The sequence below is a fragment of the Streptomyces sp. Pv4-95 genome, assembly GCF_045782725.1.
Classification (GTDB): Bacteria; Actinomycetota; Actinomycetes; order Streptomycetales; family Streptomycetaceae; genus Streptomyces.
In genome coordinates this window covers 5,064,763-5,085,743 of the sequence record NZ_CP127172.1, presented here as the reverse complement: position 1 = coordinate 5,085,743, position 20,981 = coordinate 5,064,763, and the positions used below count along the sequence as shown (strand labels likewise).

Below are 20,981 nucleotides of genomic sequence, written 5' to 3'. Positions count from 1 at the left end.
CGCGGAAGCGGACGCACCTCTCCCCTGGCCGCAGCGCAGTCCGTCCAGGCCCTCTCTCCCTCGGCCGGTCCGCGGTGCGGGCCGCCCGACCGCCATCAGCAGCGACGTCTGGCACTGGTCACGAATCTACACCGATCGGCCCAGCGGCCGCAGTCCGCATCGGCAGTTCGTGCGTGCGGGGAGACGGTGCGGGGCGGGCCCACGGCTGTGCGCTGGGGTGTTCCGGCGCTCGGGCCGAGGTGGCCTTCGACACTTTGCACCGGCTCCTCCGTGTTGCAGGATGCCTGGAGCGCGAGAGCACCTGCACGACCTCGCGCGTCCGTTCGTTAGGAGAACCACGTGACCACGAGTCCAGCTGATGCCCCCGAGGGCGCGGGGAAGAGCGGGCAGGGGCTGAAGCTGCTCGCCGTGACCGCATGCCCGACCGGCATCGCCCACACGTACATGGCCGCGGAGAAGCTCACGCAGGCCGCCGCCTCCCTGGGCCACGAGATCAAAGTGGAGACCCAAGGGTCGATCGGGGCTGAGAACCTACTGTCTGACAACGATGTCAAGGACGCGGACGGGATCATCATCGCCGCGGACAAGGACGTCGACCGCACGCGCTTCGCCGGCAAGCGGGTCCTGGCGGTCGGGGTCGCCGAGGGCATCCGGCACCCGGAGCAGCTGATCGAGCGGGTGCGGAGCGCGCCGGTCCAGGGCGGCGACGGGGGCGCGGCCGACGCGGGCAGCGCGGGGACGTCCGCGGGTGGCTCCGGTGGCGGCAAGGAGCGGAGCGTCGCGTACAAGGCGCTGATGAACGGGGTCAGCTACATGATCCCGTTCGTCGTGGTCGGCGGTCTGCTGATCGCGATATCGCTGGCTCTCGGCGGCCACACCAATCCCGAGGGCGGCCTGGTCATCCCCGACGGGACGTTCTGGAAGCACGTCAACGACGTCGGCACCATCGGCTTCCAGCTCATGGTGCCGATCCTGTCCGGCTATATCGCCTATGCGATCGGGGACCGGCCCGCGCTGGTGCCCGGCATGATCGGCGGCTGGATCGCCAACACCGGCTCGCTGTACGACTCCAAGGCGGGCGCGGGCTTCATCGGCGCCATCGTCACGGGCTTCCTGGCCGGCTATCTGGTGCTGTGGATCAAGAAGGTCAAGGTCCCGAAGTTCGTCCAGCCGATCATGCCGATCATCGTGATCCCGATCGTGGCGACGACGGTGCTCGGCCTGTTCTTCATCTATGTCATCGGCAAGCCGATCTCCTGGGTGTTCACGCATCTGACGGACCTGCTCGGCGGGATGACCGGGTCCAGCGCGATCCTGCTCGGCGCGATCCTCGGCCTGATGATCGCGTTCGACATGGGCGGCCCGGTCAACAAGACCGCGTTCCTCTTCGGCGCCGGGCTGATCGCCTCCGGCAACCAGACGGTGATGGGCATGTGCGCCGCCGCGATCCCGGTGATGCCGCTCGGTCAGGGTCTGGCCACTGTGCTGCGTCGGCGGCTGTACTCCGAGCAGGAGCGCGAGACGGGCATGGCGGCGCTGTTCATGGGGCTCTTCGGGATCTCCGAGGGCGCGATCCCGTTCGCCGCGGCAAGGCCTGCCCAGGTCATCCCGGCGAACATGCTCGGTGGCGCGGTGGCCGGTGCCGTCGCGGGCATGGGCGGGGTGACGGACGCGGTGCCGCACGGCGGCCCGATCGTGGCCGTGCTGGGCGCGGTGGGCGGCTGGCCGACGTTCTTCCTCGCGGTCGTCATCGGTTCGGTGGTCACGGCCCTCTCCACGGTGACGCTGGTGGACCTCTCGGAGCGCAGGAAGTCCGGTACGGCGGCGCTGACGCCGCTCGCCGAGCCGGCGCTCGCCGGGGTCGGCGCGGGTGGCGCGGGTGCCGCGGCGGGGCCGGGCGCCGGTGCCGGCGGACGCGTGGCCGACTCGGCCGCTCCGGGCGATGCGGGCCGTACGCCCACGGCCACGGCCACGGCCACGGTGACGGCTGCTGCCACCGCCGTGGCGGACACCGCAGCCGACGGGGACAGCCCCGCCACCGCCACCCCTGACGCCGGCGCCGAGGCCAAACCCGATACCGCCACCGCGACGGCCCCCGAAGTTCTCTCCGGTTATCTCACCGAGCGGACCGTGAAGACCCGGCTCGTCTCCGATGAGAAGGAGGCGGCCATCCGGGAGATGGCCGAGCTGGCGGCCGGGACCGGCAAGGTCGCGGACGTCGAGGAGCTGGTCCGGGTGGCGCTGGCCCGCGAGGCGCAGGGCACCACCGGGCTCGGCGAGGAGATCGCCATCCCGCACGCCAAGACCGACGCGGTGACCGCGCCCGTCGTCGGCTTCGCACGGTCCGCGGCGGGCATCGACTGGGACTCCCTCGACGGCACGCGGGCCAAGCTGGTCTTCATGATCTCGGTGCCGGAGGCGGCTGCCGGTGACGAGCACCTGCGGATCCTGGCGCTGCTGTCGCGGAAGCTGATGGACCCGGACTTCCGGGCCCGGCTGCAGAGCGCGCCGGACACGGCCGCGATCCTGGGCGTACTCGGCGAGATCGAGTGACCGGACGCCGCCGGCCCCCGCGAGGGAGCCGGCGGCACGGCAGACGAAGGGCCCCCGCACCGGATCGGTGCGGGGGCCCTTCGTGCGGCCGGTGTCCGGCGAGGGAGCGGGGCGGCTCAGTGCCCGCCGGGGGTCTTCTCCGGGTCGGCGCCCACGGCGGCCGCTTCCTCGCGGTAGATGTCGGGCTCCAGGTAGATGACGCGGGCGATCGGCACCGCCTCGCGGATCCGGGCCTCGGCCGCGTTGATCGCGTCCGCGATCTGGGTGGCCGTACCGTCGTGCTGCACCGCGATCTTGGCGGCGACCAGCAGTTCCTCGGGGCCGAGGTGCAGGGTGCGCATGTGGATGACGCGGGTGACGACCTCGCCGTCGACGACCGCGGCACGGATCTGGGTGATCTGCTCGGGACCCGCGGCCTCGCCCAGCAGCAGCGACTTGGTCTCGGCGGCCAGGACCAGGGCGATCAGCACGAGCAGCACACCGATGCACATGGTGCCGATGCCGTCCCAGATGCCGTCACCGGTGGCCAGCGTCAGTCCGACACCGCCCAGCGCGAGCACCAGGCCGACCAGCGCGCCGAAGTCCTCCAGCAGCACGACCGGCAGCTCGGGTGCCTTGGCGCGGCGGACGAACTGCGACCAGGTCTGCTTGCCGCGCAGCTCGTTGGACTCCTTGATGGCCGTACGGAAGGAGAAGCTCTCGGCGATGATCGCGAAGACCAGGACGCCGACCGGCCAGAACCAGTTGTCCAGCTCGTGCGGGTCGTGGATCTTCTCGTAGCCCTCGTAGAGCGCGAAGACGCCGCCGATGGTGAACAGCACGATGGAGACCAGGAAGCCGTAGATGTACCGCTCGCGGCCGTAGCCGAAGGGGTGCTCCGCGGTCGCCGCGCGCTTGGCCTTCTTGCCGCCGAGCAGCAGCAGGCCCTGGTTTCCGGAGTCCGCGATGGAGTGCACGCCTTCGGCCAGCATCGAGGACGAGCCGCTGAAGGCGAAGGCCACGAACTTCGCTACGGCGATGGCCAGGTTGGCGGCCAGGGCCGCGACGATCGCCTTTGTCCCGCCTGATGCGCTCATGAGTGCCGCATGTCCCTTCCGTCGACGGGGCTCTCCGCTTTACCGCCCCTTTAATGCTGTGCGGCGGTCATTGTTGCAGCCCGGCCGACGGCCGACGCCACGAGGCCACCTTCCGGCCGTCGGCCCGCGCACCGCCGTGGCGCGGAAATCGGCCGGTTCCGGGCGGTGCGGTGTCCGGCTAGGCGACGACGGTGGCGCGGAAGAGCGTGCCCTCGCCCGAGAGCGAGATGTACTCGCCGGCCCGGACGAACGCGGACTCGCCGGGCGAGAGGGTCAGCTCGTCGGAGCCGCCGTTGCCGGCTGCCGAGCCCACGCGGGTCACCAGCCGGATCGTGCCCTGGGTGCAGAGCAGGATCTGCGGCGTACGGGCGTCCAGCGGGTGGGGCGCGGCGCCGGGCGCGACGACGAAGCGGGAGAGCCGGAACTCGTCGATGGGGGTTTCGTAGATCTCCTCACCGTTGACCGCCTCGGGGCGCAGTACGCCCGCGTCGCCGGCCTCGAAGCGGACCACCCGCAGCAGTTCGGGGACGTCGACGTGCTTGGGGGTGAGGCCGCAGCGCAGCACGTTGTCGGAGTTGGCCATCAGCTCGACGCCGAGGCCGCTGAGGTAGGCGTGCGGGAGGCCGGCGCCGAGGAAGAGCGCCTCGCCCGGCTGCAGCCGGACGTGGTTGAGGAGCATGGCGGCGATCACGCCGGGGTCGCCCGGGTAGTGGTGCGCGGTGGCGGCGTAGGCGGCGTAGTCGGCGGCGTGCGGGCCGTCCCCGGCGCCCAGCCGCTCGGCTTCCACGGCGGCCCGCTCGACGGTCTCGGCCATCGCGTCGTGCTCGGCGGTCAGCAGGGCGGTGAGGACCTCGCGCAGGGCGCTCTCCTCGGGGCTGGCGCGCAGGATGTCGACGTACGGCTTGAGGGTGTCGACGCCCAGGCCCTCCAGCAGGTCGGCGGCCTGCGCGGGGTGGCGGAAGCCGCAGAGGCCCTCGAACGGGGTCAGCGCGCAGATCAGCTCGGGCTTGTGGTTGGCGTCCTTGTAATTGCGGTGCGCGGCGTCGATCGGGACGCCGCGGCGCTGCTCGTCGGCGAAGCCCTCCTTGGCCTGGCCGAGGTCGGGGTGGACCTGGAGGGAGAGCGGCGAGCCGGCCGCGAGCAGTTTGAGGAGGAAGGGCAGCCGGGGGCCGAAGGCGCGGACGGCGTCGGCGCCCAGTTCGGCCTCGGGGTCGGCGTCGATCGCCTCGGCCAGCGGGACGGGGCCCGCGCCCCGGTCGATGCGGGACGGCGCGCCGGGGTGGGCGCCCATCCACATCTCGGCCTGCGGTTCGCCGGTCGGCTCGACGCCGAGCAGCTCGGGGAGGGCGGTGGTCGATCCCCAGGCATAGGGGCGCACGGTGTTGGCGAGGCGGTCCATGGGGCTGCTTCCTGGTGTCGTACGTGTGCTATCGGGTGGTCCTGCCGCGGGCGGGGCGGGTTCGGCACCGCGCCCCGGCCGTGCCGGGGACCGGCCTCTTCATGATCACTCGGTGTCGGCGAGCGCGAGGTAAACGGCGGCGAAATCCGTGATGGCGAGCAGCTCCGTGGCGGTCTCCAGATCGTCGCCGCCTTCCGGTTGGAGGGCGCTGACGGCGGTGTCGCACTGGTCGGCGAGTTCCATGGCGGCGCGCGTGGCGGACAGCGGCCCCGGCTCCCGCTCGCGCAGCAGCAGGACCCTGGCGTGCAGGGCCGCGGGCTGCTCGACGCGGTCGCGGAAGAAGTCGTCCGGGTCGGCGCCGGCGGCGAGGGCGCCCGCCAGCAGGGGGCGGTGGGTGCTGAGCGCCTCGGGGAGGTCGGCGGCCAGCGCGGGGCGGCCGGCCAGTCCGGTGAGCACGGTGGCGAAGTGCCGGCCGACGGCCCCGGCGACGCTGCCTTCCGTCCAGATCAGCGGCAGGGCGTCGGCGAGTTCGGCGGCCAGCGTCTTGGCGGGGTTGGTGTACGTGGCGATGGCCGGGCCGCAGCGCTCGGAGAGCTGGTCGAGGCGGTCGGCGAGCTTGTTCAGGTCGTCGGGCGGCGCGTGGAGCAGCCCGATCCGGTCGGCGAGCGCCAGCAGCGGGATCAGCACGGACCACAGGGTGCCGGGGGCGGCCGGCGGCGCGCCCTCGACGTCGAACTCGGCGTCGTACGGCGTGGTGGCCAGCGGTACGACGAGACCGCGGGCCTGGACGACGGCGTCGGCCAGCGGGCCGCCGGTCGGGGTGACGGCGACGACGGCGCAGCCGCGGCGGTACGCCTGCTCGACCAGCTCGGCCAGGCCCGGGTCGGAGCCGTCGGGTCCGGCGAGCAGCAGGAGGTCGAGCGGTCCGGTCCAGCCGGGCAGGGTCCAGCGCAGGGCGCCGGGCCGCGGGGCGACGCCGGTGGGCCGGATGAGGGTGACCGGGCAGCTGCCGCCGCCGAGCGCCTCCAGGAGGTCGGCGACGCAGGAGGCGGCGGGGCCGGGTCCCGCGACGAGGAGGGCGCGGGGCCGTCCGTCGGGTGTCAGTTCCGGGATGCCGGCTTCGGCGGCGCTGCGGGCGGCGGTGCGGACCCGGGCGCCGGATTCGGCGACCCCGCGCAGCAGTCCGTAGCGGTCGGCGGCGGCCAGCGCCTCCGGAGTGTCGAGGAGTGACTCGTCGAGCATGGTGTGCGCGGCCTCCGATCGCCGGTACGGGCGGGGGAACGCCGGGCGGTGCCGGGGCGGGCCCGGCGGCGCCCGGTCAGGCGGGGCGGCGGGCCTCGTCGACGAGCAGCACGGGGATGCCGTCCCGGACGGGGTAGGCGAGGCCGCAGTCGGCGGAAGTGCAGGTCAGCTCGCTGGGGTCGGCCGCGGTCCGGTCCTTCAGCGGGGCGTGGCACGCCGGGCAGGCGAGGATCTCGATCAGGCTGGCTTCGACCGGCATGGCGGCTGCTCCTTCGGGGTGGTTGCGGCCCAGCCAGCCTACCGCCGGACCGGGGGCGGGGGCCTGCTCGGCGGTGGTTTACAGGTGACCGGTGGGGCGGGGCGGCGTGGCGCGGGCCGCGGCGCCGGACGGCGAGCGGACCGGAGCGGTGTGTTCCGCTCCGGTCCCGCCTGCTGTGCACCGCGCCCGCTCGTGCGGCGTCCGCCGCCCGCCGTCAGGTTCGGGCCCGGCCGGCACGCTCAGGCGCGGACGATCGCCAGCACCTCGTCACGGACCCGGTCCACGGTGGCGGCGTCCCGGGCCTCGACGTTCAGCCGCAGCAGCGGCTCGGTGTTGGAGGCGCGCAGGTTGAACCACCAGTCGGCGGCGGTGACCGTCAGACCGTCCAGCTCGTCGAGGGTCACGCCCTCGCGGCCGGCGTACCCGGCCTTGATCGCGGCGAGCCGGCCGGACTGGTCGTCGACGGTGCTGTTGATCTCGCCGGAGGCGGCGTACCGGTCGTACTGCGCGACCAGTTCCGACAGGGTGCCCGGCTGGCCGCCGAGGGCCGCGAGGACGTGCAGGGCGGCGAGCATGCCGGTGTCGGCGTTCCAGAAGTCCCGGAAGTAGTAGTGCGCGGAGTGCTCGCCACCGAAGATCGCGCCGGTCTTGGCCATCTCCTCCTTGATGAAGGAGTGCCCCACCCGGGTGCGGACCGCCTCGCCGCCCTGCTCCTTGACGACCTCGGGCACCGACCAGGAGGTGATCAGGTTGTGGATGACCGTGCCGCCGGGGTGCTTGGCGAGCTCGCGGGCGGCTACCAGGGCGGTGATCGCGGAGGGCGGGACCGGGTCGCCCTTCTCGTCCACCACGAAGCAGCGGTCGGCGTCCCCGTCGAAGGCCAGGCCGAGGTCGGCGCCCACCTCGCGCACCCGCGCCTGGAGGTCGACGATGTTCTTCGGGTCGAGCGGGTTGGCCTCGTGGTTGGGGAAGGAGCCGTCCAACTCGAAGAAGAGGGCGTCCAGTTCGAGCGGCAGGCCCTCGAAGACGGTGGGGACGGTGTGGCCGCCCATGCCGTTGCCGGCGTCCACGACGACCTTCAGCGGGCGGATGCCCGAGAGGTCCACCAGCGACCGCAGATGGGTGGCGTAGTCGGCCAGCACGTCCCGCTGTACGACCGTGCCGCTCTTCGCGGCCGGCTCCGGGGCGCCGTCCCGCGTCCACCGCTCGACCAGCGCGCGGATCTCGGCGAGACCGGTGTCCTGGCCGACCGGCGCGGCGCCCGCCCGGCACATCTTGATGCCGTTGTACCGGGCCGGATTGTGCGAGGCGGTGAACATCGCGCCCGGCAGCCCCAGGGCCCCGCTGGCGAAGTACAGCTCGTCGGTCGAGCACAGGCCGATCTCGGTGACGTCCACCCCGCGGGCCGCGGCGCCGCGGGCGAAGGCGCCGGAGAGGCCGGGTGAGGAGGGGCGCATGTCGTGCCCGGTCACGATCGCGTCGGCGCCGGTGACCTCCGCAAACGCCGCGCCGAACAGCTCCGACAGCGTCTCGTCCCACTGATCGGGGACCACACCGCGCACGTCGTACGCCTTCACGATCCGCGACAGATCAGCCACAGCCAGCCCTCCTGAGGTCTCTACGGAGCCCCAAACCTACCCGCACCGCCTGTGCGCGAGCCCTGAATCCGGCCTGTGTACGCCGTGGCACGCGGCGGGCGGTCGCAGGCGCACCCGATGCCCCGGGCGCGCCTGCGCGGCGGCCGGGCTACGGGAGCATCCACCCCAGGACCGCGGTGCTCTGCCCGACCACGATCAGGCACATCACCAGCAGCAGGCCCAGGCTCCACGGCAGCACCTTGCGCAGCAGATCGCCTTCGCGTCCCGCGAGGCCGACCGCCGCGCAGGCGATCGTCAGATTCTGCGGGGAGATCATCTTTCCCAGCACTCCCCCGGAGCTGTTGGCCGCGGCAAGGAGTTCCGGGGCGAGCCCGGACTGCTGGGCGGCGGTGACCTGGAGGGCACCGAAGAGGGCGTTGGCCGAGGTGTCGGAGCCGGTGACGGCGACGCCGAACCAGCCGAGGACCGGCGAGAGGAAGGCCAGCCCGGCGCCGGCCGCGGCGACGAAGTGGCCGATGGTGGCGGCCTGTCCGGAAAGGTTCATGACGTACGCGAGTGCCAGCACCGAGGTGACGGTGAGGATGGCGTAGCGCAACTCCCGGACCGTGGCGGCCCATTCCCGGACGGCCGCACCGGCGCGTACGCCGAGGAGGGGGGCGGTGAGCAGGCCGGCCAGCAGCACGAGGGTGCCGCCGGTGGCCAGCAGCGGGAGCGAGAAGACGTTGCCGCCGACGGGTGTGCCGTCGGGGCCCGCGACGTTCAGCACCGGCCAGTCGAAGGTCCATGTCGCCCGCGCCAGGAGCTCCTTGACCGGGGGGACCTGGGCGAGCGAGAAGACGACGACGATCATCGCGTAGGGGGCGTAGGCGCGGACGATCTCGCGGCGCTCGTCGTCCGTGTCCAGGTCGTCGCTGCGGACGCCGGTGAGGACCGCGGCCCGTACCGGCTCGGCGGCCGGCCGGCGCGCGCCGGGGACCGCGACCAGCGCGGCGGCCCCGGCCAGTGCCGCCCCGATGTCGGCGAGCTGCGCCGAGACGAAGTTGGCCGCGGCGAACTGGACGACCGCGAAGGCGGCCCCGCAGGCGAGGGCGGGGGCCCAGGTCTCGCGCAGGCCCCGCCGCCCGTCGACCAGGAAGACCAGCAGCAGCGGCACGACGAGGGCAAGCAGCGGTGTCTGGCGGCCCACCACGGAGGCGACCGCGTCCAGGGGCAGGCCGGTGACCTGCGCGAGGGTGACGACAGGGGTGCCCATGGCGCCGAAGGCGACCGGTGCGGTGTTGGCCACCAGCGCGACGACCGCGGCCTTGACCGGGTCGAAGCCCAGCGCGACCAGCATCACCGCGCTGATGGCGACCGGCGCCCCGAAGCCGGCCAGCGCCTCCAGGAGCGCGCCGAAGCAGAAGGCGATCACCAGGGCCTGGATGCGGGGATCGGCGGAGAGCCGGGAGAAGGAGCGGCGCAGCACGTCGAAGTGGTGGGTGCGGACTGTCATCCGGTACACCCACAGGGCGTTGACGACGATCCACAGGATGGGGAAGAGCCCGAAGACGGCGCCCTGGGCGGCGCCGGCGAGCGCCTGGCCGGTCGGCATGCCGTATCCCCACCAGGCCACGGCGAGGGCGACGGCGAGACCCGTCAGGCCGGCGTAGTGGGCACGCAGCCGTACGGCGCCCAGCAGGACGAGCACGGTGACCAGCGGAGTTGCGGCGACGAGGGCGGACAGGGCGAGCGAGTCGGCGATGGGCTCCAGCTGTTGGACGAACACGAGACCTCCCGGCATGGGTGGCTCCCCTTGCCGCTCCCGGTCACGAAGGGCGCCCGTCGACGGGCCGCGACCGCGAGCGGATCATGCGGGAGTGGGGGAATGGTCGTGTCCGCGACAACTCGGCGTCAATGCTCCGTCGGCAACCGCTTGCGAAGCGTCGCCGGCCACCCGGGACGTGGGGTGGGGCCGGGAGGATCAGGAGTCGGGCGAGCGCAGCACCCGCAGATGGCCGCGCCGGGCCACCTCCATGGGCTGGGAGTTCCGTCCGCCGGGGCCCGTCGTCTGCGGCCCGCCGGTGCCGCCGGCGGCGCGCTCCTGCGGCCTGGCCGCCTCACGGACGGCGTTGGCGAGGGCTTCGAGATCGTCGCCGCTGGGGCGGGCCGGTCCCGAGTCGAGGGCGAGGCGGACGACTTCCCAGCCGCGGGGGGCGGTCAGCCGCTCGGAGTGCTCGGCGCACAGGTCGTAGCAGTGCGGTTCGGCGTACGTGGCGAGCGGGCCGAGCACGGCGGTCGAGTCCGCGTAGACGTACGTCAGCGTTGCGACGGCGGGGCGGCCGCACGCGGTGCGCGAACAGCGACGTACAGGGCTCACGACGTTGGACGGTACCGCACTCTTGAGCGGGCCGCGACGACTCTCCACCGGCTCACCCAACCGTGTCGTCCCGCTTCGTCCGATGCGTCTGACCTGCACCCGCTCGACCGGACCCGCGCCGGGTGGGCGGTGACGGGCGGTCCGGGACGAGGAATCCCGCCATGATTCGATGCAATTCATGTCATTCCGCGGGCGATCTGCGATCTGATGCGGGGATGCAAACAAACACAACCGCGACCGGACCGGTCACACGGCGACATGGCGCGCGTTGTCGCGCACGACGGTGCCCGCGGTCCCGCGACGGCTACGCTCGATGCTGATGGACACGCCCGTACCGCCCCGCCCGTCGGAGCCGCGCCAGCGCCGCCGCGACCGCCACGGCCGCGGCATGCGCGGACCGATCGCACCTCCGCAGGTGCCCCTGTCGGTGACCCGCGCCGACGCCTTCATCGATCTTGTCTACGACTCCCGGGACCGGCTGGAGCGACGCTGGCCGCAGCTGTCGGACGTCGACTTCCTGGTGCTGGACGTGCCCGGGTTCGGCCCCGACGAAGGTCCCGACACGGGCGCGGACGAGGAGACGGTGCCGCTGGGCCGGTCGCTGCCGGCCGCGGGCCCGCACCGGGACCGGATCGTGATCTACCGCAGGCCGGTGGAGATCCGCACCAAGAACCGCGACGAGCGCGCGCTCCTGGTGCACGAGGTCGTGGTCGAACAGGTCGCCGAGCTCCTCGGCCTCGCTCCGGAGTCGGTGGACCCGCGCTACGGCCAGGACTGACCCCGGACCGCGCGCCCGCCGCGAGCCCCCACCGCACCTGATTACGGCCCGCGCGTTCCCGCACGGGCCGTAATCAGGTGGAGCACTCAGTCCGTCAGCAGGGACAGCTTCTGGCCGGCGGTCGGGACCACCACCGAGCCCCGGTCGTCCGGCATCGGCTGGACGGTGAAGGCCGGGATGCCGCCCTGCGGCTGCGCCAGCGTGCGGGCCGCGTGGACCGGCCCGCTGCCCGGCTGCGGCTCCACGGTCAGCGCGTAGGAACCCTTCAGTCCCCCCGGGCGGGGCGGTTCGACGGCGAGCGTCGTGCCGCCCTTGACCGTGTACGTCTTGCTGACCGGCGTACCGCCGCCGCTGCCCGCCGAGGCCGTGACCTTGACCTTCGCGTCCTTGCCCTTCTCCGGTGCCACCAGCGAGAGGGTGCTGCCCTCGGCGCGGTTGTCGGCCGCCGTCGCGCGCTTGTCGACCGGCCGGGTCGAGGAGATGAACGCCATCTCCTGCTTGGCGCCCTTGCCCCGGGTGACCCGCACCGCGACCGCGATCGGCGCCTTGGACGCGCCGTCGGCGGGCGTCAGCACCAGCGAACCGGCCTCGCCCTTGGTGAGGTCCTTCAGGTCGACCGCCGTGGTCATCCCGGCCTTGACGTGCAGCGTCTCCAGCCCGGCCGGGACGATCGGACCGGTCGGGGTGTCCAGCTGCACCTTCAGATCGGCGTCGGCCTCCCCGGGGGAGACGGCGATCAGCCGCACGGAGGTCGCGTCGGCCGGGATGCCGGGCAGCACGGCCTCGGGCGCGGGGTCGGCGGCGGCCGGCAGCCAGTCGCTGCCCAGCTTCGCGTCGCCGGCCTGCACGGAGGCGCCCACCCGGCCCTCCCGGGCGACGACGTGCAGCGCCGCGTTGGTGGTCGGCGAGCCCGTCAGGGTCGACAGCAGCACCGGGACGGTGGTGTGCGGCGGCACCGTGATGTCCTCGCCGCCCGGGGTCTCCAACGGGCCGTCCTTGCCGGCCAGTTCGAGGTCGACGACCGCCTGGGTGGAGTCCGGGTTGGTCAGATGGACGTAGTCCTGGCGGCCCCGGGCGGTGCTCACCCCCGGGAACCAGAACGTCGTGTCCGGCGCGGCGCAGGTCAGCCCGAGCAGGCCACGGCCGGAGCCGGCCGCGACGGACGTGGTCTGCTGCACGGTCCAGCCGGGGGCGAGGGTGCCGTCCGCGGCGCCCACCAGCGCGGGAGCGTCGGCGCTGTCGGTCTTCGTGGTGACCGGCTTGCCGGCCTCCTTGAGCGGCACGACGGGCTTCTTGTCCCGCGGCGGCACGGTCCGCAGGCGCGCGGCGTCCGCCTCGCTGCCGGCGTCCCCCTTCTTCGCCGTCTTCCCCTTCTCGCCCTTCTCGCCCGGCTTGCTCCCGCCGGTGTCGCCGCTCTCCGCGACCGTGCCGGCCGGCAGCAACTGGGCGGTGCCCTTCTTCGCGTCCGCGCCGGCCGCGGCTCCGGAGGGGGCGAAGGCGGTGTACGTCGTCTCGCCGACCTCCGATGAGGTCGGCGTCGGGCACAGCAGCGCGGAGCGCTGTACGGGCTTCCGGGAGGCGCTGCCGGGGGCGGCCTGCTCCTCGCCGTCCGGCGCGGCCACGGCGGCGACACCGGTGACGGCGGCGAGCGCGACCGTCGCGCCGATCAGGGACATCATGGTGCGCTTCACTGCTGGTCGCTCCCGTCACGGCGCGGCTCGGGGTAGGAGCCGAAATAGGACGTGCCGTCGTCGTAGGGCTGCTGGGGCTGTTGGCCGGGGTCGTAGGACGGCGGGGGCGGCTGCTCGCCGTCGTGGAGCGGCTGCTGCTGGCCGTAGCCGTACGGGTCGTAGTGGCCGGCCTGGTACGGGTCCGCCGGATACGGGTCGGCCTGGTAAGGGGCGGCCTCCGGGTAGGGCGGCCGGCCGTACTGCCCGGCCTGGTAGGGGTCGGCCTCGGGATACGGCGGCTGCGCCTCCGGCTGTCCCTGCTGGACGGCCTGCCAGTCCTCGTACGACTGCTGCTGCGGCACCGCCGCGTAGGGGTCGCCCGGCTGGGGCGCGCCCTGGCCCGGAATCGCCCCGGCCATCGGACCGGCGGGGTCGGCCATCGGGTCGACCGGCTCCTCACCCGTACGGGCAGCCGGGATGCCGGCCTCGGGAGCTCCTGCCGCCTGGGCAGCGGCGCGCAGCCTGCGGGCCCTGCGGCCTTCGCCGGTGGCCCCGGCCGCGGCCTGCGCGGCGGCCGCCGCACCGGTGTCCTCGGGCAGGTCGTCGTCGATCTCGCGGCGGCGGCCCGGCAGCGCGAGCACCACCAGGACGACGGCGAGCAGCCCCTGCACGGCCAGCCAGACGGTGTGGCTGATCGGGTTCTCATGGGTGAGGTCGAGCCGGCCGCCGGCCGCGGGCAGTGCGAAGCCCTGCGCCCAGCCGTCCAGCGTCACCGGCTTCAGCGGCTTGCCGTCGAGGGTGGCCTGCCAGCCCTCGTCGGCCGCGTCCGCGATCCGCAGGACCCGGCCGTCGGTCCCGCCGGGTACCTCGGTGTGCGCCTCCACGGGGCCTGCCGGTACCGGGATCGGCGCGGCCGCCTCGCCCGCGCGGGTGCCGTCCTGGGCGGCGCTCGCGACGACGGAGACCCGCGAGACCCGCCGGTCCACCCGCCACAGGGCGCTGCCGTCCTCCTGGCTGAGCCGGGTCAGGCCCGGGGTCGCGTCCAGCACCCGGCCCATCTCGCGCGGTGCGCCGTCCCGGACCAGGATGTAGCGCACGGCGTAGCCGCCGAGCTGGTTGGTCTGGTCGGCGCCGGAACCGGCCACGAGGTTGGCGACGATGCCGCCGAGGCGCGCGTTCTCCCCGGCCTCGGCGGCCAGGTCGGCGTCGCCGAGCCGGGCTCCGGAACCGCGGACGAGGGTGTAGTCGACGTGCCCGGACCTACCGCCGAGGACCAGGGTGCGGGCCCGGTCGGCGGTCCCGGACTCCTCGGCGACGAACGCCGGGACCTGCACCGGGTCACGCCGCTCCAGGGGGCCGGCCGCGCCGGTGATCATCCAGCTGACCGCGGCGTAGAGCGGGGCGAGGACCGAGGCCAGGGCGATCAGCACGGCGACGGGCTGCTTCCAGCCGAACCCGAGGGTGGCCATGCGGGTGCGGATGCCCTCGGCGCCGACCGCGGCCGCGCACAGCAGCGCCAGGCCGTAGATCAGCATGGCGGGGCCGGTCCAGCCGGATCCGTTGCCCAGCGCGGCGAACAGCAGCGCGGTCACCGCGACCGCCCAGGCCGTACGGATCGCCGTGGGGCGCGCGTCGCGCAGGGTCGCCGCGAGGGCGGCCAGCACGACGCCGATCAGCAGCACGCTGCCGGCCGCCTTGGGCCCGCCCGGGCTGAGCGCGATCAGGTCCAGGACGGAGGCGGAACCGGCACCGTAGTCGAGCCCGGCCTCCTGGAAGAAGCGCGAGGGCTGCATGAGCAGCGACAGCGACCAGGGGGCGAGGACGAGGAGCGGCGCGAGGGCCACGGCCAGGAAGCGCAGGGCGTAGCCGAGCATCAGTTCACGGCGGCCGTCGCGGTAGCGCAGCACCAGCAGGCCGATCCCGAGCACCACCGCGATCGGCCAGACGACCGGCGTGAAGGCCATGGTGAAGGTGACCAGCAGGGCGTACGCCCAGGTGGCGCGCCAGCTCGGGCGGGTGCCGGACGCCAGGCGCAGCCCGCTCGCGGCGACGGCGGCACGCGCCATCAGCGGCAGCAGGATGGCGAGCACCGCGGTGCCCAGCCGGCCGCCGGCCAGCGCGCCCGCGGCGGCGGGCAGGAAGGCGTACGCGATGCTGCCCCAGGCCCGCAGCAGCCGGGAGGCGACCAGCGGGCGGGAGGCGAAGTAGGCGGTGAGTCCGGCCAGCGGGACGGAGCAGACCAGCAGCAGGGTGAGGGCGAAGCCGGTGCTGCCGAAGAAGAAGGTCGCCACCACCGCGAGGACGGCCAGGTAGGGCGGCGCGGAGGCGGTGTCGCCGACGCCGACCGCGTGCCAGCTGTCGAAGTACGCCGCCCACAGGTCGGACACCTGCGCGGGGGCGGGGAGCAGGGCGCCGCCGGTCAGCGCGCCGGAGCCGAGCAGTCCGCGGCAGGCGATCACCGACACCAGCAGCAGGAGCAGGAAGAGCACCGGGCCGGGCCTGCGGGCGACCCGCTTGAGGCGGGCGAACTGTTCGACCTCCAGGAAGTCGGCGTCGTCACCGCCCGGTCCCGACTCCACCGCGCCGTGCCGGCCGGCCGACGCCACATCGGGCGCGGCGCGTCCGCCGAGGTTGCCGGCGACCTGCTCGACGGTGGCGCGCACGGTCGCGCCGGGCGGCGGGAAGAGCGGCCGCAGGTCGGCCGCCTCCACGGCGGGCCGGCCTCGTCTGCGCCGGGCGGCGAGGACCTTGCCGGGTCGCAGCAGGACGGAGAAGAGCCCGGCCAGCTCGTCGAGCGCCTGGCCGGGGACCTTGCCGACGAGGTAGGCGACGACACGCAGGATGGTGCCGAGCAGCAGCCGCAGCAGGACGTACGGGAGGAGCGCGCCGCGGGTGTTGGCGAGGAGGGTGTAGACGGCGCCGGCCTTGTCGACGCGGTGCGGGTTGGCGACGGAGCGGCCGACGCAGTCGATGGGGCGGCGTTCGCGGGCGGATGCCTCGGCGTGCCGCAGGATCGCGTCCGGCGCGATGAGCACCTGGTGGCCGGCGGCGTGGGCGCGCCAGCACAGGTCGACGTCGTCGCGCATCAGGGGCAGCCTGCGGTCGAAGCCGCCCAACTCCTCGTAGACGTCGCGGCGGATGAGCATGCCGGCGGTGGAGACGGACAGCACCGGACGCACCTGGTCGTGCTGTCCCTGGTCCTGCTCGCGGCGGTCCAGGCCGGTCCAACGGCGTCCGCTGCGGGCGATGGTGACGCCCGCTTCCAGCAACTGGCGGCGGTCGTACCAGCTGCGCAGCTTCGCGCCGACGATGACCGTCGAGGGGCTGGAGTCGGCGACCCTCAGCAGCTCGGCGAGGGCGTCCGGCGCGGGGGCGCAGTCGTCGTGCAGCAGCCACAGCCACTGGACCGGCTCGCCGTGCGGCAGTTCGGGCATGTCGTAGGCGTCGTCGCGCCAGGTGCGGCTGACCGGGTCCCAGCCGCTGGGCCGCCGCAGGTAGGGCAGGTCGTCGGGGGTGAGCACACCGGCGGTGCGGACGGCTTCGTCGACGGCGGTGCCGAATCCGGAGCGGCGGGCGAGATGCAGCACCCGCTCGTCGCCGATGGCCTCGGCGAGCAGCCGGGCGGACTCGTCGGCGCTGCCGGTGTCGGCACCGATGACGTTCTGCACCGGGCGTTCCTGGCCGAGCAGGCCGGCGAGCGCGTCGGGCAGCCAGCGGGCACCGTCATGGGAGACGATCACGGCGGTGACGACGTGCCGCGGGAACTCTGGCGTGGCGGCTGCATATGAGGCGGGCTGGGCCGCCGACTGGCTGTGCACGGACATCGAGGTACGGGCCCTCCGGACCCGGGAGTTCGGGACCCGCGGCGAAGTCGCTCGCGGCCACCGCCCCCGGAAGACACTGCGACGGACATCGGACTTACTCGCCTGGGTACGCGCGCGCCCGGCGGGGGGCGTCGGCGCGTCTCGGACGGGGCCCCACACTAATGGTTCGCACCGGCGGGCCGACCGGCTCCGTCACAGCAGTCCGCCTCCGGCGCTCGGGACGCTGGAGGCGGAGTGTTCGCTATAGGGGGATATGGGGAGTTGGGGTGGTGCGGCGGCGGGGCCGCGCGCCGTGCGTTTTCCGGGCTGCCGTGTCACGTTCAGACAGCGGCCTTCTTCAGTCGCCGCCGCTCACGTTCGGACAGGCCGCCCCAGATTCCGAAGCGCTCGTCGTTGGCGAGGGCGTATTCCAGACACTCGGAACGGACCTCGCAGGCAAGGCAGACCTTCTTGGCCTCGCGGGTGGAGCCACCCTTCTCCGGAAAGAAGGACTCGGGGTCGGTCTGGGCGCACAACGCGCGCTCCTGCCAGCCGAGCTCCTCGTCCGCCTCCTCGACCAGCAATTCCTGGAACAGCTCGGTCATGTGCGCCCCTCGTCGGTCTTTTGCGTCCCCGTTGGCTTGACGTCCCCGTGATCTCGCCGTGATCGATAACGGCTGAACGACACGAGTGAAATTACAAGTGTGCTGATCCGGGCCAGTCAAGCCGAGATCTGCTATTGGGCCCCTTATTCACTCTGCGGAACCAAGCGTATGCGGAAAGTGTTCAAATCACCAAAAACCAGGACACACTGCAGACGCATCCGAGGACGCCTCCGCGACCGGGTGCCCGGGCCGCGTTCTCCTAAGCGAGACGCTCGGGGGCGGTACTCCCGTTGCATCGCGCACACCGAAGCGGGAAGGATCACAAACACATCACGAGATCACTACGGCAACGGCGTTTGAAGGCGCGGTTGATGGGCGACTTCTCCTGACCGGCAACTGCACAAACCTTTCGCCGGGCGGCGTAACCGGATGAGGTGAAAGATGTGCGGCAAACCCGACATCCAGTTGACATCGCGACGTGAACCCGGTCTCCTTGACCGCATGCCAGTGACCCCCGCGCCCCGCCTGACCCGTGCCTACGGGTCGCTCTGCGCTGCGCAGGCTCGCTGTCGCTGTTCCAGCTGTCGAAGCCACTGAGCTCCAGCTTTCTCGCTCGCACCACCCCAGCAGCGCCCCTGCTCCGCGCCATCGCGCCACGCCCCCCACAGGGAAGCCCCGCGCCGTGCCGCACCCCTCCCCCAGCTACCGCTGGGAGGTGGCCCAGCGCGACCGCCCCCAGCACTTCCGCCGAGGAACCCGAAGCACATGAACAGCGACGTCCAGATCGCCGGCGACCCGCTCGCCATCCCCCACCTGCTGCCGCCCGTTCCGGCCCACCCGGCCACCGTCGCCGGCTTCGCGGGGCTGGCCCGCTCCATCGCCGCCGACCGCGCCTCCTGGGCCCCACTCGTCCGCTACGACACCACCACCCGCTGGTATCACCGGCTGCGCGTCGGGCCGGGCTACGAGGTCTGGCTGCTGAGCTGGGTGCCGGGGCAGGGCAGCGGCCGGCACGACCACGGGCCGTCCTCCGGTGTGCTGACCGTCCTGGAGGGCGAGTTGACCGAGCGGGCCGGCGCCGGGCACCACACGCTGCGGGCCGGCGCCCAGCGGGTCTTCGCCCCGGGCTACGTCCACGAGGTCGTCAACGACTCCCTGGCCCCCGCCGTCAGCCTGCACATCTACTTCCCCGGCCTGACCGAGATGCCGATGCTCCCCGCCTCGGACGCCGCCGCCGGGCACGGCGCGAGCGCCCGGTGCGCTTCGCCTGCCCGGGAGACCGCCGCTCCGTGACGGTCGCCGACTGACACACTGTCGTCATGCGCATTGTGGTTCTGGCCGGCGGTATCGGCGGCGCCCGCTTTCTGCGGGGACTGAAGGCAGCGGCTCCGGACGCGGACATCACCGTGATCGGCAACACCGGTGACGACATCCATCTGTTCGGGCTGAAGGTGTGTCCCGACCTCGACACCGTGATGTACACGCTCGGCGGCGGCATCAACGAGGAGCAGGGCTGGGGCCGCACCGACGAAACCTTCCGGTTGAAGGAGGAGTTGGCCGCCTACGGCGTGGGCCCCGAGTGGTTCGGGCTCGGGGACCGGGACTTCGCCACCCATATCGTGCGGACCCAGATGCTGGGGGCCGGCTATCCGCTCAGCGCCGTCACCGAGGCGCTGTGCGCCCGCTGGAAGCCCGGTGTGCGCCTGCTGCCGATGTCCGACGACCGGGTCGAGACGCATGTCGCGGTCGAGGAGGACGGCGAGCGCAAGGCGGTCCACTTCCAGGAGTACTGGGTGCGGATGCGCGCCTCGGTGCCCGCGCACGCCGTGGTGCCGGTCGGCGCCGACCAGGCCAAGCCCGCCCCCGGTGTGCTGGACGCCATCGCCGGGGCCGACGTGGTGCTCTTCCCGCCGTCCAACCCCGTGGTGAGCATCGGCACGATCCTGGCCGTGCCAGGCATCCGCGAGGCGATCGCGGACGCGGGCGTGCCGGTGGTCGGCCTCTCGCCGATCGTCGGGGACGCCCCGGTGCGCGGCATGGCCGACAAGGTGCTGGCCGCAGTCGGCGTCGAGGCGACCGCCGCGGCCGTGGCACAGCACTACGGCTCGGGCCTGCTGGACGGCTGGCTGGTCGACTCCGTCGACGCGGCCGCCGTGGACGACGTCGAGGCGGCCGGTATCCGCTGCCGGGCCGTCCCGCTGATGATGACGGACGACCAGGCCACGGCCTCGATGGTGCGCGAGGCGCTGGCGCTGGCCGAGGAGGTCCGCGCATGACCGCCGAGGTGCCCGCGTACCGGGTCTGGGCGCTGCCCGGCATCGCCGAGGTGCGGCCCGGCGACGACCTCGTCAAGGTGATCGCCGCGGCGGCGACCGGCGAGGGGCTGCCCGGACTCGCCGACGGCGACGTGCTGTTGGTGACCTCGAAGATCGTCAGCAAGGCGGAGGGCCGGGTGCTGCAGGCCGCCGACCGCGAGGCGGCGGTGGACCAGGAGACGGTACGCGTCGTGGCGCGCCGCGGTGCGCTGCGGATCGTGCAGAACCGGCAGGGCCTGGTGATGGCCGCGGCCGGTGTCGACGCTTCCAACACCCCTGCCGGGACGGTGCTGTTGCTGCCGGAGGACCCGGACGCCTCGGCCCGCGCCCTGCGGGCGGGGCTCCGGGAGGTGCTCGGTGTCGAGGTCGGCGTGATCATCAGCGACACGTTCGGCAGGCCGTGGCGCAGCGGCCTCACCGACGTCGCCATCGGGGCGGCCGGCGTGCGGGTGCTGGACGATCTGCGCGGCGGCGTGGACGCGTACGGCAATCCGCTCAGCGCGACGGTGGTGGCCACCGCCGACGAGCTGGCCGCGGCGGGCGACCTGGTGAAGGGCAAGGCCGGCGGGCTGCCGGTCGCGGTGCTGCGCGGGCTGCCCCGGCTGGTCGAGGAGGCGGACGCGGCGGACGGCGCGCACGCGCTGGTGCGCGACGCCGAGGAGGACATGTTCCGGCTCGGCACCTCCGAGGCCGTGCGGGAGGCGGTGACGCTGCGGCGGACGATCCGGGAGTTCCGGGACGAGCCGGTCGACGGCGGCGCGGTGCGCCGCGCGGTGGCCGCCGCCGTGACCGCCCCGGCCCCGCACCACACCGCGCCCTGGCGGTTCGTCCTGCTGGAGTCCGCGGACAGTCGGCTGCGGCTGCTGGACGCGATGCGGGATGCGTGGATCGCGGATCTGCGGGCGGACGGCTTCAGCGAGGAGTCGATCGCCAAGCGGGTGCGCCGCGGCGATGTCCTGCGCAAGGCGCCCTGCCTGGTGGTGCCCTGCATGGTGACGGACGGCTCGCACACCTACCCGGACGCGCGGCGCAACGCCGCCGAGCGCGAGATGTTCGTCGTCGCCAACGGCGCCGGGATCCAGAACTTCCTGGTCGCGCTGGCCGGTGAGCAGCTGGGCTCGGCGTGGGTGTCCTCGACGATGTTCTGCCGGGACGTCGTACGGGAGGTCCTGGAACTGCCCGCGCACTGGGATCCGATGGGCGCGGTGGCCGTGGGCCGCCCGGCCGCACCGCCGCGGGAGCGGCCGGCCCGGGACAGCGCGGATTACGTCGTGGTGCGCTGACCCCGCACGCGGTGCGCCGCGCCCGGCGGTCGTGGGTGCGGCGA

General features: G+C 73.7%; 15 protein-coding genes. 5 read left to right on the top strand and 10 right to left on the bottom strand.

Features of this window, described 5'->3' with window-relative positions:
• Positions 1-408: 408 nt before the first annotated feature.
• On the top strand, positions 409-2,553 hold the full coding sequence (locus tag QOM21_RS22305; protein ID WP_407555761.1) for a fructose-specific PTS transporter subunit EIIC: 2,145 nt from the start codon (positions 409-411) through the stop codon (positions 2,551-2,553).
• A 116-nt stretch (positions 2,554-2,669) separates the two neighbouring features.
• On the opposite strand, the gene QOM21_RS22300 is transcribed toward QOM21_RS22305, so the two are convergent.
• From QOM21_RS22300 to QOM21_RS22270, 7 genes are all read right to left on the bottom strand, one after another.
• Positions 2,670-3,629 carry a cation diffusion facilitator family transporter gene (locus QOM21_RS22300; RefSeq protein WP_407552598.1) on the bottom strand — a complete coding sequence of 320 codons (960 nt, stop codon included), beginning with the start codon at positions 3,627-3,629 and terminating at the stop codon, positions 2,670-2,672.
• A 178-nt stretch (positions 3,630-3,807) separates the two neighbouring features.
• Positions 3,808-5,028: a mannose-6-phosphate isomerase, class I gene (manA, locus tag QOM21_RS22295; RefSeq protein WP_407552596.1), complete on the bottom strand. Its 1,221-nt coding sequence runs from the start codon at positions 5,026-5,028 to the stop codon at positions 3,808-3,810.
• Between the two features lie 105 nt (positions 5,029-5,133).
• On the bottom strand, positions 5,134-6,270 hold the full coding sequence (locus tag QOM21_RS22290; protein WP_407552594.1) for an SIS domain-containing protein: 1,137 nt from the start codon (positions 6,268-6,270) through the stop codon (positions 5,134-5,136).
• Positions 6,271-6,346: 76 nt separating this feature from the next.
• Positions 6,347-6,529, bottom strand: coding sequence for a Trm112 family protein (locus tag QOM21_RS22285; protein ID WP_393897814.1), 183 nt, complete (start codon positions 6,527-6,529; stop codon positions 6,347-6,349).
• Positions 6,530-6,768: 239 nt separating this feature from the next.
• A complete protein-coding gene (locus QOM21_RS22280; protein WP_407552592.1) occupies positions 6,769-8,127 on the bottom strand; it encodes a phosphomannomutase/phosphoglucomutase in 1,359 nt (452 codons plus the stop codon).
• Between the two features lie 148 nt (positions 8,128-8,275).
• Positions 8,276-9,892, bottom strand: a complete 1,617-nt coding sequence (locus QOM21_RS22275) for an L-lactate permease (RefSeq protein ID WP_407555760.1) — start codon at positions 9,890-9,892, stop codon at positions 8,276-8,278.
• A gap of 195 nt (positions 9,893-10,087) precedes the next feature.
• Positions 10,088-10,531: a DUF3499 domain-containing protein gene (locus QOM21_RS22270; protein ID WP_393897811.1), complete on the bottom strand. Its 444-nt coding sequence runs from the start codon at positions 10,529-10,531 to the stop codon at positions 10,088-10,090.
• 271 nt (positions 10,532-10,802) lie between these two features.
• Between QOM21_RS22270 and QOM21_RS22265 the strand changes: the two genes are divergently transcribed.
• Positions 10,803-11,261 (top strand): metallopeptidase family protein, encoded by a 459-nt coding sequence (locus QOM21_RS22265; protein WP_407552590.1) that lies wholly within the window; start codon positions 10,803-10,805, stop codon positions 11,259-11,261.
• Between the two features lie 86 nt (positions 11,262-11,347).
• Here QOM21_RS22265 and QOM21_RS22260 read toward each other — a convergent pair whose 3' ends face one another.
• The 3 genes from QOM21_RS22260 to QOM21_RS22250 all read right to left on the bottom strand — a co-directional run bounded on the left by QOM21_RS22260 (position 11,348) and on the right by QOM21_RS22250 (position 17,339).
• The gene (locus QOM21_RS22260) at positions 11,348-12,952 is read right to left on the bottom strand and encodes a DUF5719 family protein (protein WP_407552588.1); all 1,605 of its coding nucleotides are present in this window, start codon (positions 12,950-12,952) and stop codon (positions 11,348-11,350) included.
• Complete coding sequence (locus QOM21_RS22255) at positions 12,949-16,755, bottom strand: glycosyltransferase (RefSeq protein WP_407552586.1); 3,807 nt, start codon at positions 16,753-16,755, stop codon at positions 12,949-12,951. The genes QOM21_RS22260 and QOM21_RS22255 overlap by 4 nt, the downstream gene beginning before the upstream one ends.
• Positions 16,756-17,075: 320 nt before the next feature.
• Entirely contained in the window at positions 17,076-17,339 is a 264-nt protein-coding gene (locus tag QOM21_RS22250; protein WP_003983763.1) for a WhiB family transcriptional regulator, read from the bottom strand.
• A gap of 765 nt (positions 17,340-18,104) precedes the next feature.
• Between QOM21_RS22250 and QOM21_RS22245 the strand changes: the two genes are divergently transcribed.
• Genes QOM21_RS22245 through QOM21_RS22235 form a run of 3 tightly spaced genes read left to right on the top strand, consistent with a single transcriptional unit; the run spans position 18,105 to position 20,937 of the window.
• Complete coding sequence (locus tag QOM21_RS22245; protein WP_407552584.1) at positions 18,105-18,632, top strand: cysteine dioxygenase; 528 nt, start codon at positions 18,105-18,107, stop codon at positions 18,630-18,632.
• 26 nt (positions 18,633-18,658) lie between these two features.
• Positions 18,659-19,615, top strand: a complete 957-nt coding sequence (gene cofD / locus QOM21_RS22240) for a 2-phospho-L-lactate transferase (RefSeq protein ID WP_407552582.1) — start codon at positions 18,659-18,661, stop codon at positions 19,613-19,615.
• On the top strand, positions 19,612-20,937 hold the full coding sequence (locus QOM21_RS22235; RefSeq protein WP_407552580.1) for a coenzyme F420-0:L-glutamate ligase: 1,326 nt from the start codon (positions 19,612-19,614) through the stop codon (positions 20,935-20,937). Before cofD ends, QOM21_RS22235 begins: the two co-directional genes overlap by 4 nt.
• Positions 20,938-20,981: the final 44 nt, after the last annotated feature.

What these genes read in the sequence shown, in the direction of transcription:
- QOM21_RS22300 (WP_407552598.1), bottom strand. Translation starts at nt 3,629, where the DNA reads ATGAGCGCATCAGGCGGGACAAAGGCGATCGTCGCGGCCCTGGCCGCC.
- manA (WP_407552596.1), bottom strand. Translation starts at nt 5,028, where the DNA reads ATGGACCGCCTCGCCAACACCGTGCGCCCCTATGCCTGGGGATCGACC.
- QOM21_RS22290 (WP_407552594.1), bottom strand. Translation starts at nt 6,270, where the DNA reads ATGCTCGACGAGTCACTCCTCGACACTCCGGAGGCGCTGGCCGCCGCC.
- QOM21_RS22285 (WP_393897814.1), bottom strand. Translation starts at nt 6,529, where the DNA reads ATGCCGGTCGAAGCCAGCCTGATCGAGATCCTCGCCTGCCCGGCGTGC.
- QOM21_RS22265 (WP_407552590.1), top strand. Translation starts at nt 10,803, where the DNA reads ATGGACACGCCCGTACCGCCCCGCCCGTCGGAGCCGCGCCAGCGCCGC.
- QOM21_RS22255 (WP_407552586.1), bottom strand. Translation starts at nt 16,755, where the DNA reads ATGTCCGTGCACAGCCAGTCGGCGGCCCAGCCCGCCTCATATGCAGCC.
- QOM21_RS22250 (WP_003983763.1), bottom strand. Translation starts at nt 17,339, where the DNA reads ATGACCGAGCTGTTCCAGGAATTGCTGGTCGAGGAGGCGGACGAGGAG.
- QOM21_RS22245 (WP_407552584.1), top strand. Translation starts at nt 18,105, where the DNA reads ATGAACAGCGACGTCCAGATCGCCGGCGACCCGCTCGCCATCCCCCAC.
- cofD (WP_407552582.1), top strand. Translation starts at nt 18,659, where the DNA reads ATGCGCATTGTGGTTCTGGCCGGCGGTATCGGCGGCGCCCGCTTTCTG.
- QOM21_RS22235 (WP_407552580.1), top strand. Translation starts at nt 19,612, where the DNA reads ATGACCGCCGAGGTGCCCGCGTACCGGGTCTGGGCGCTGCCCGGCATC.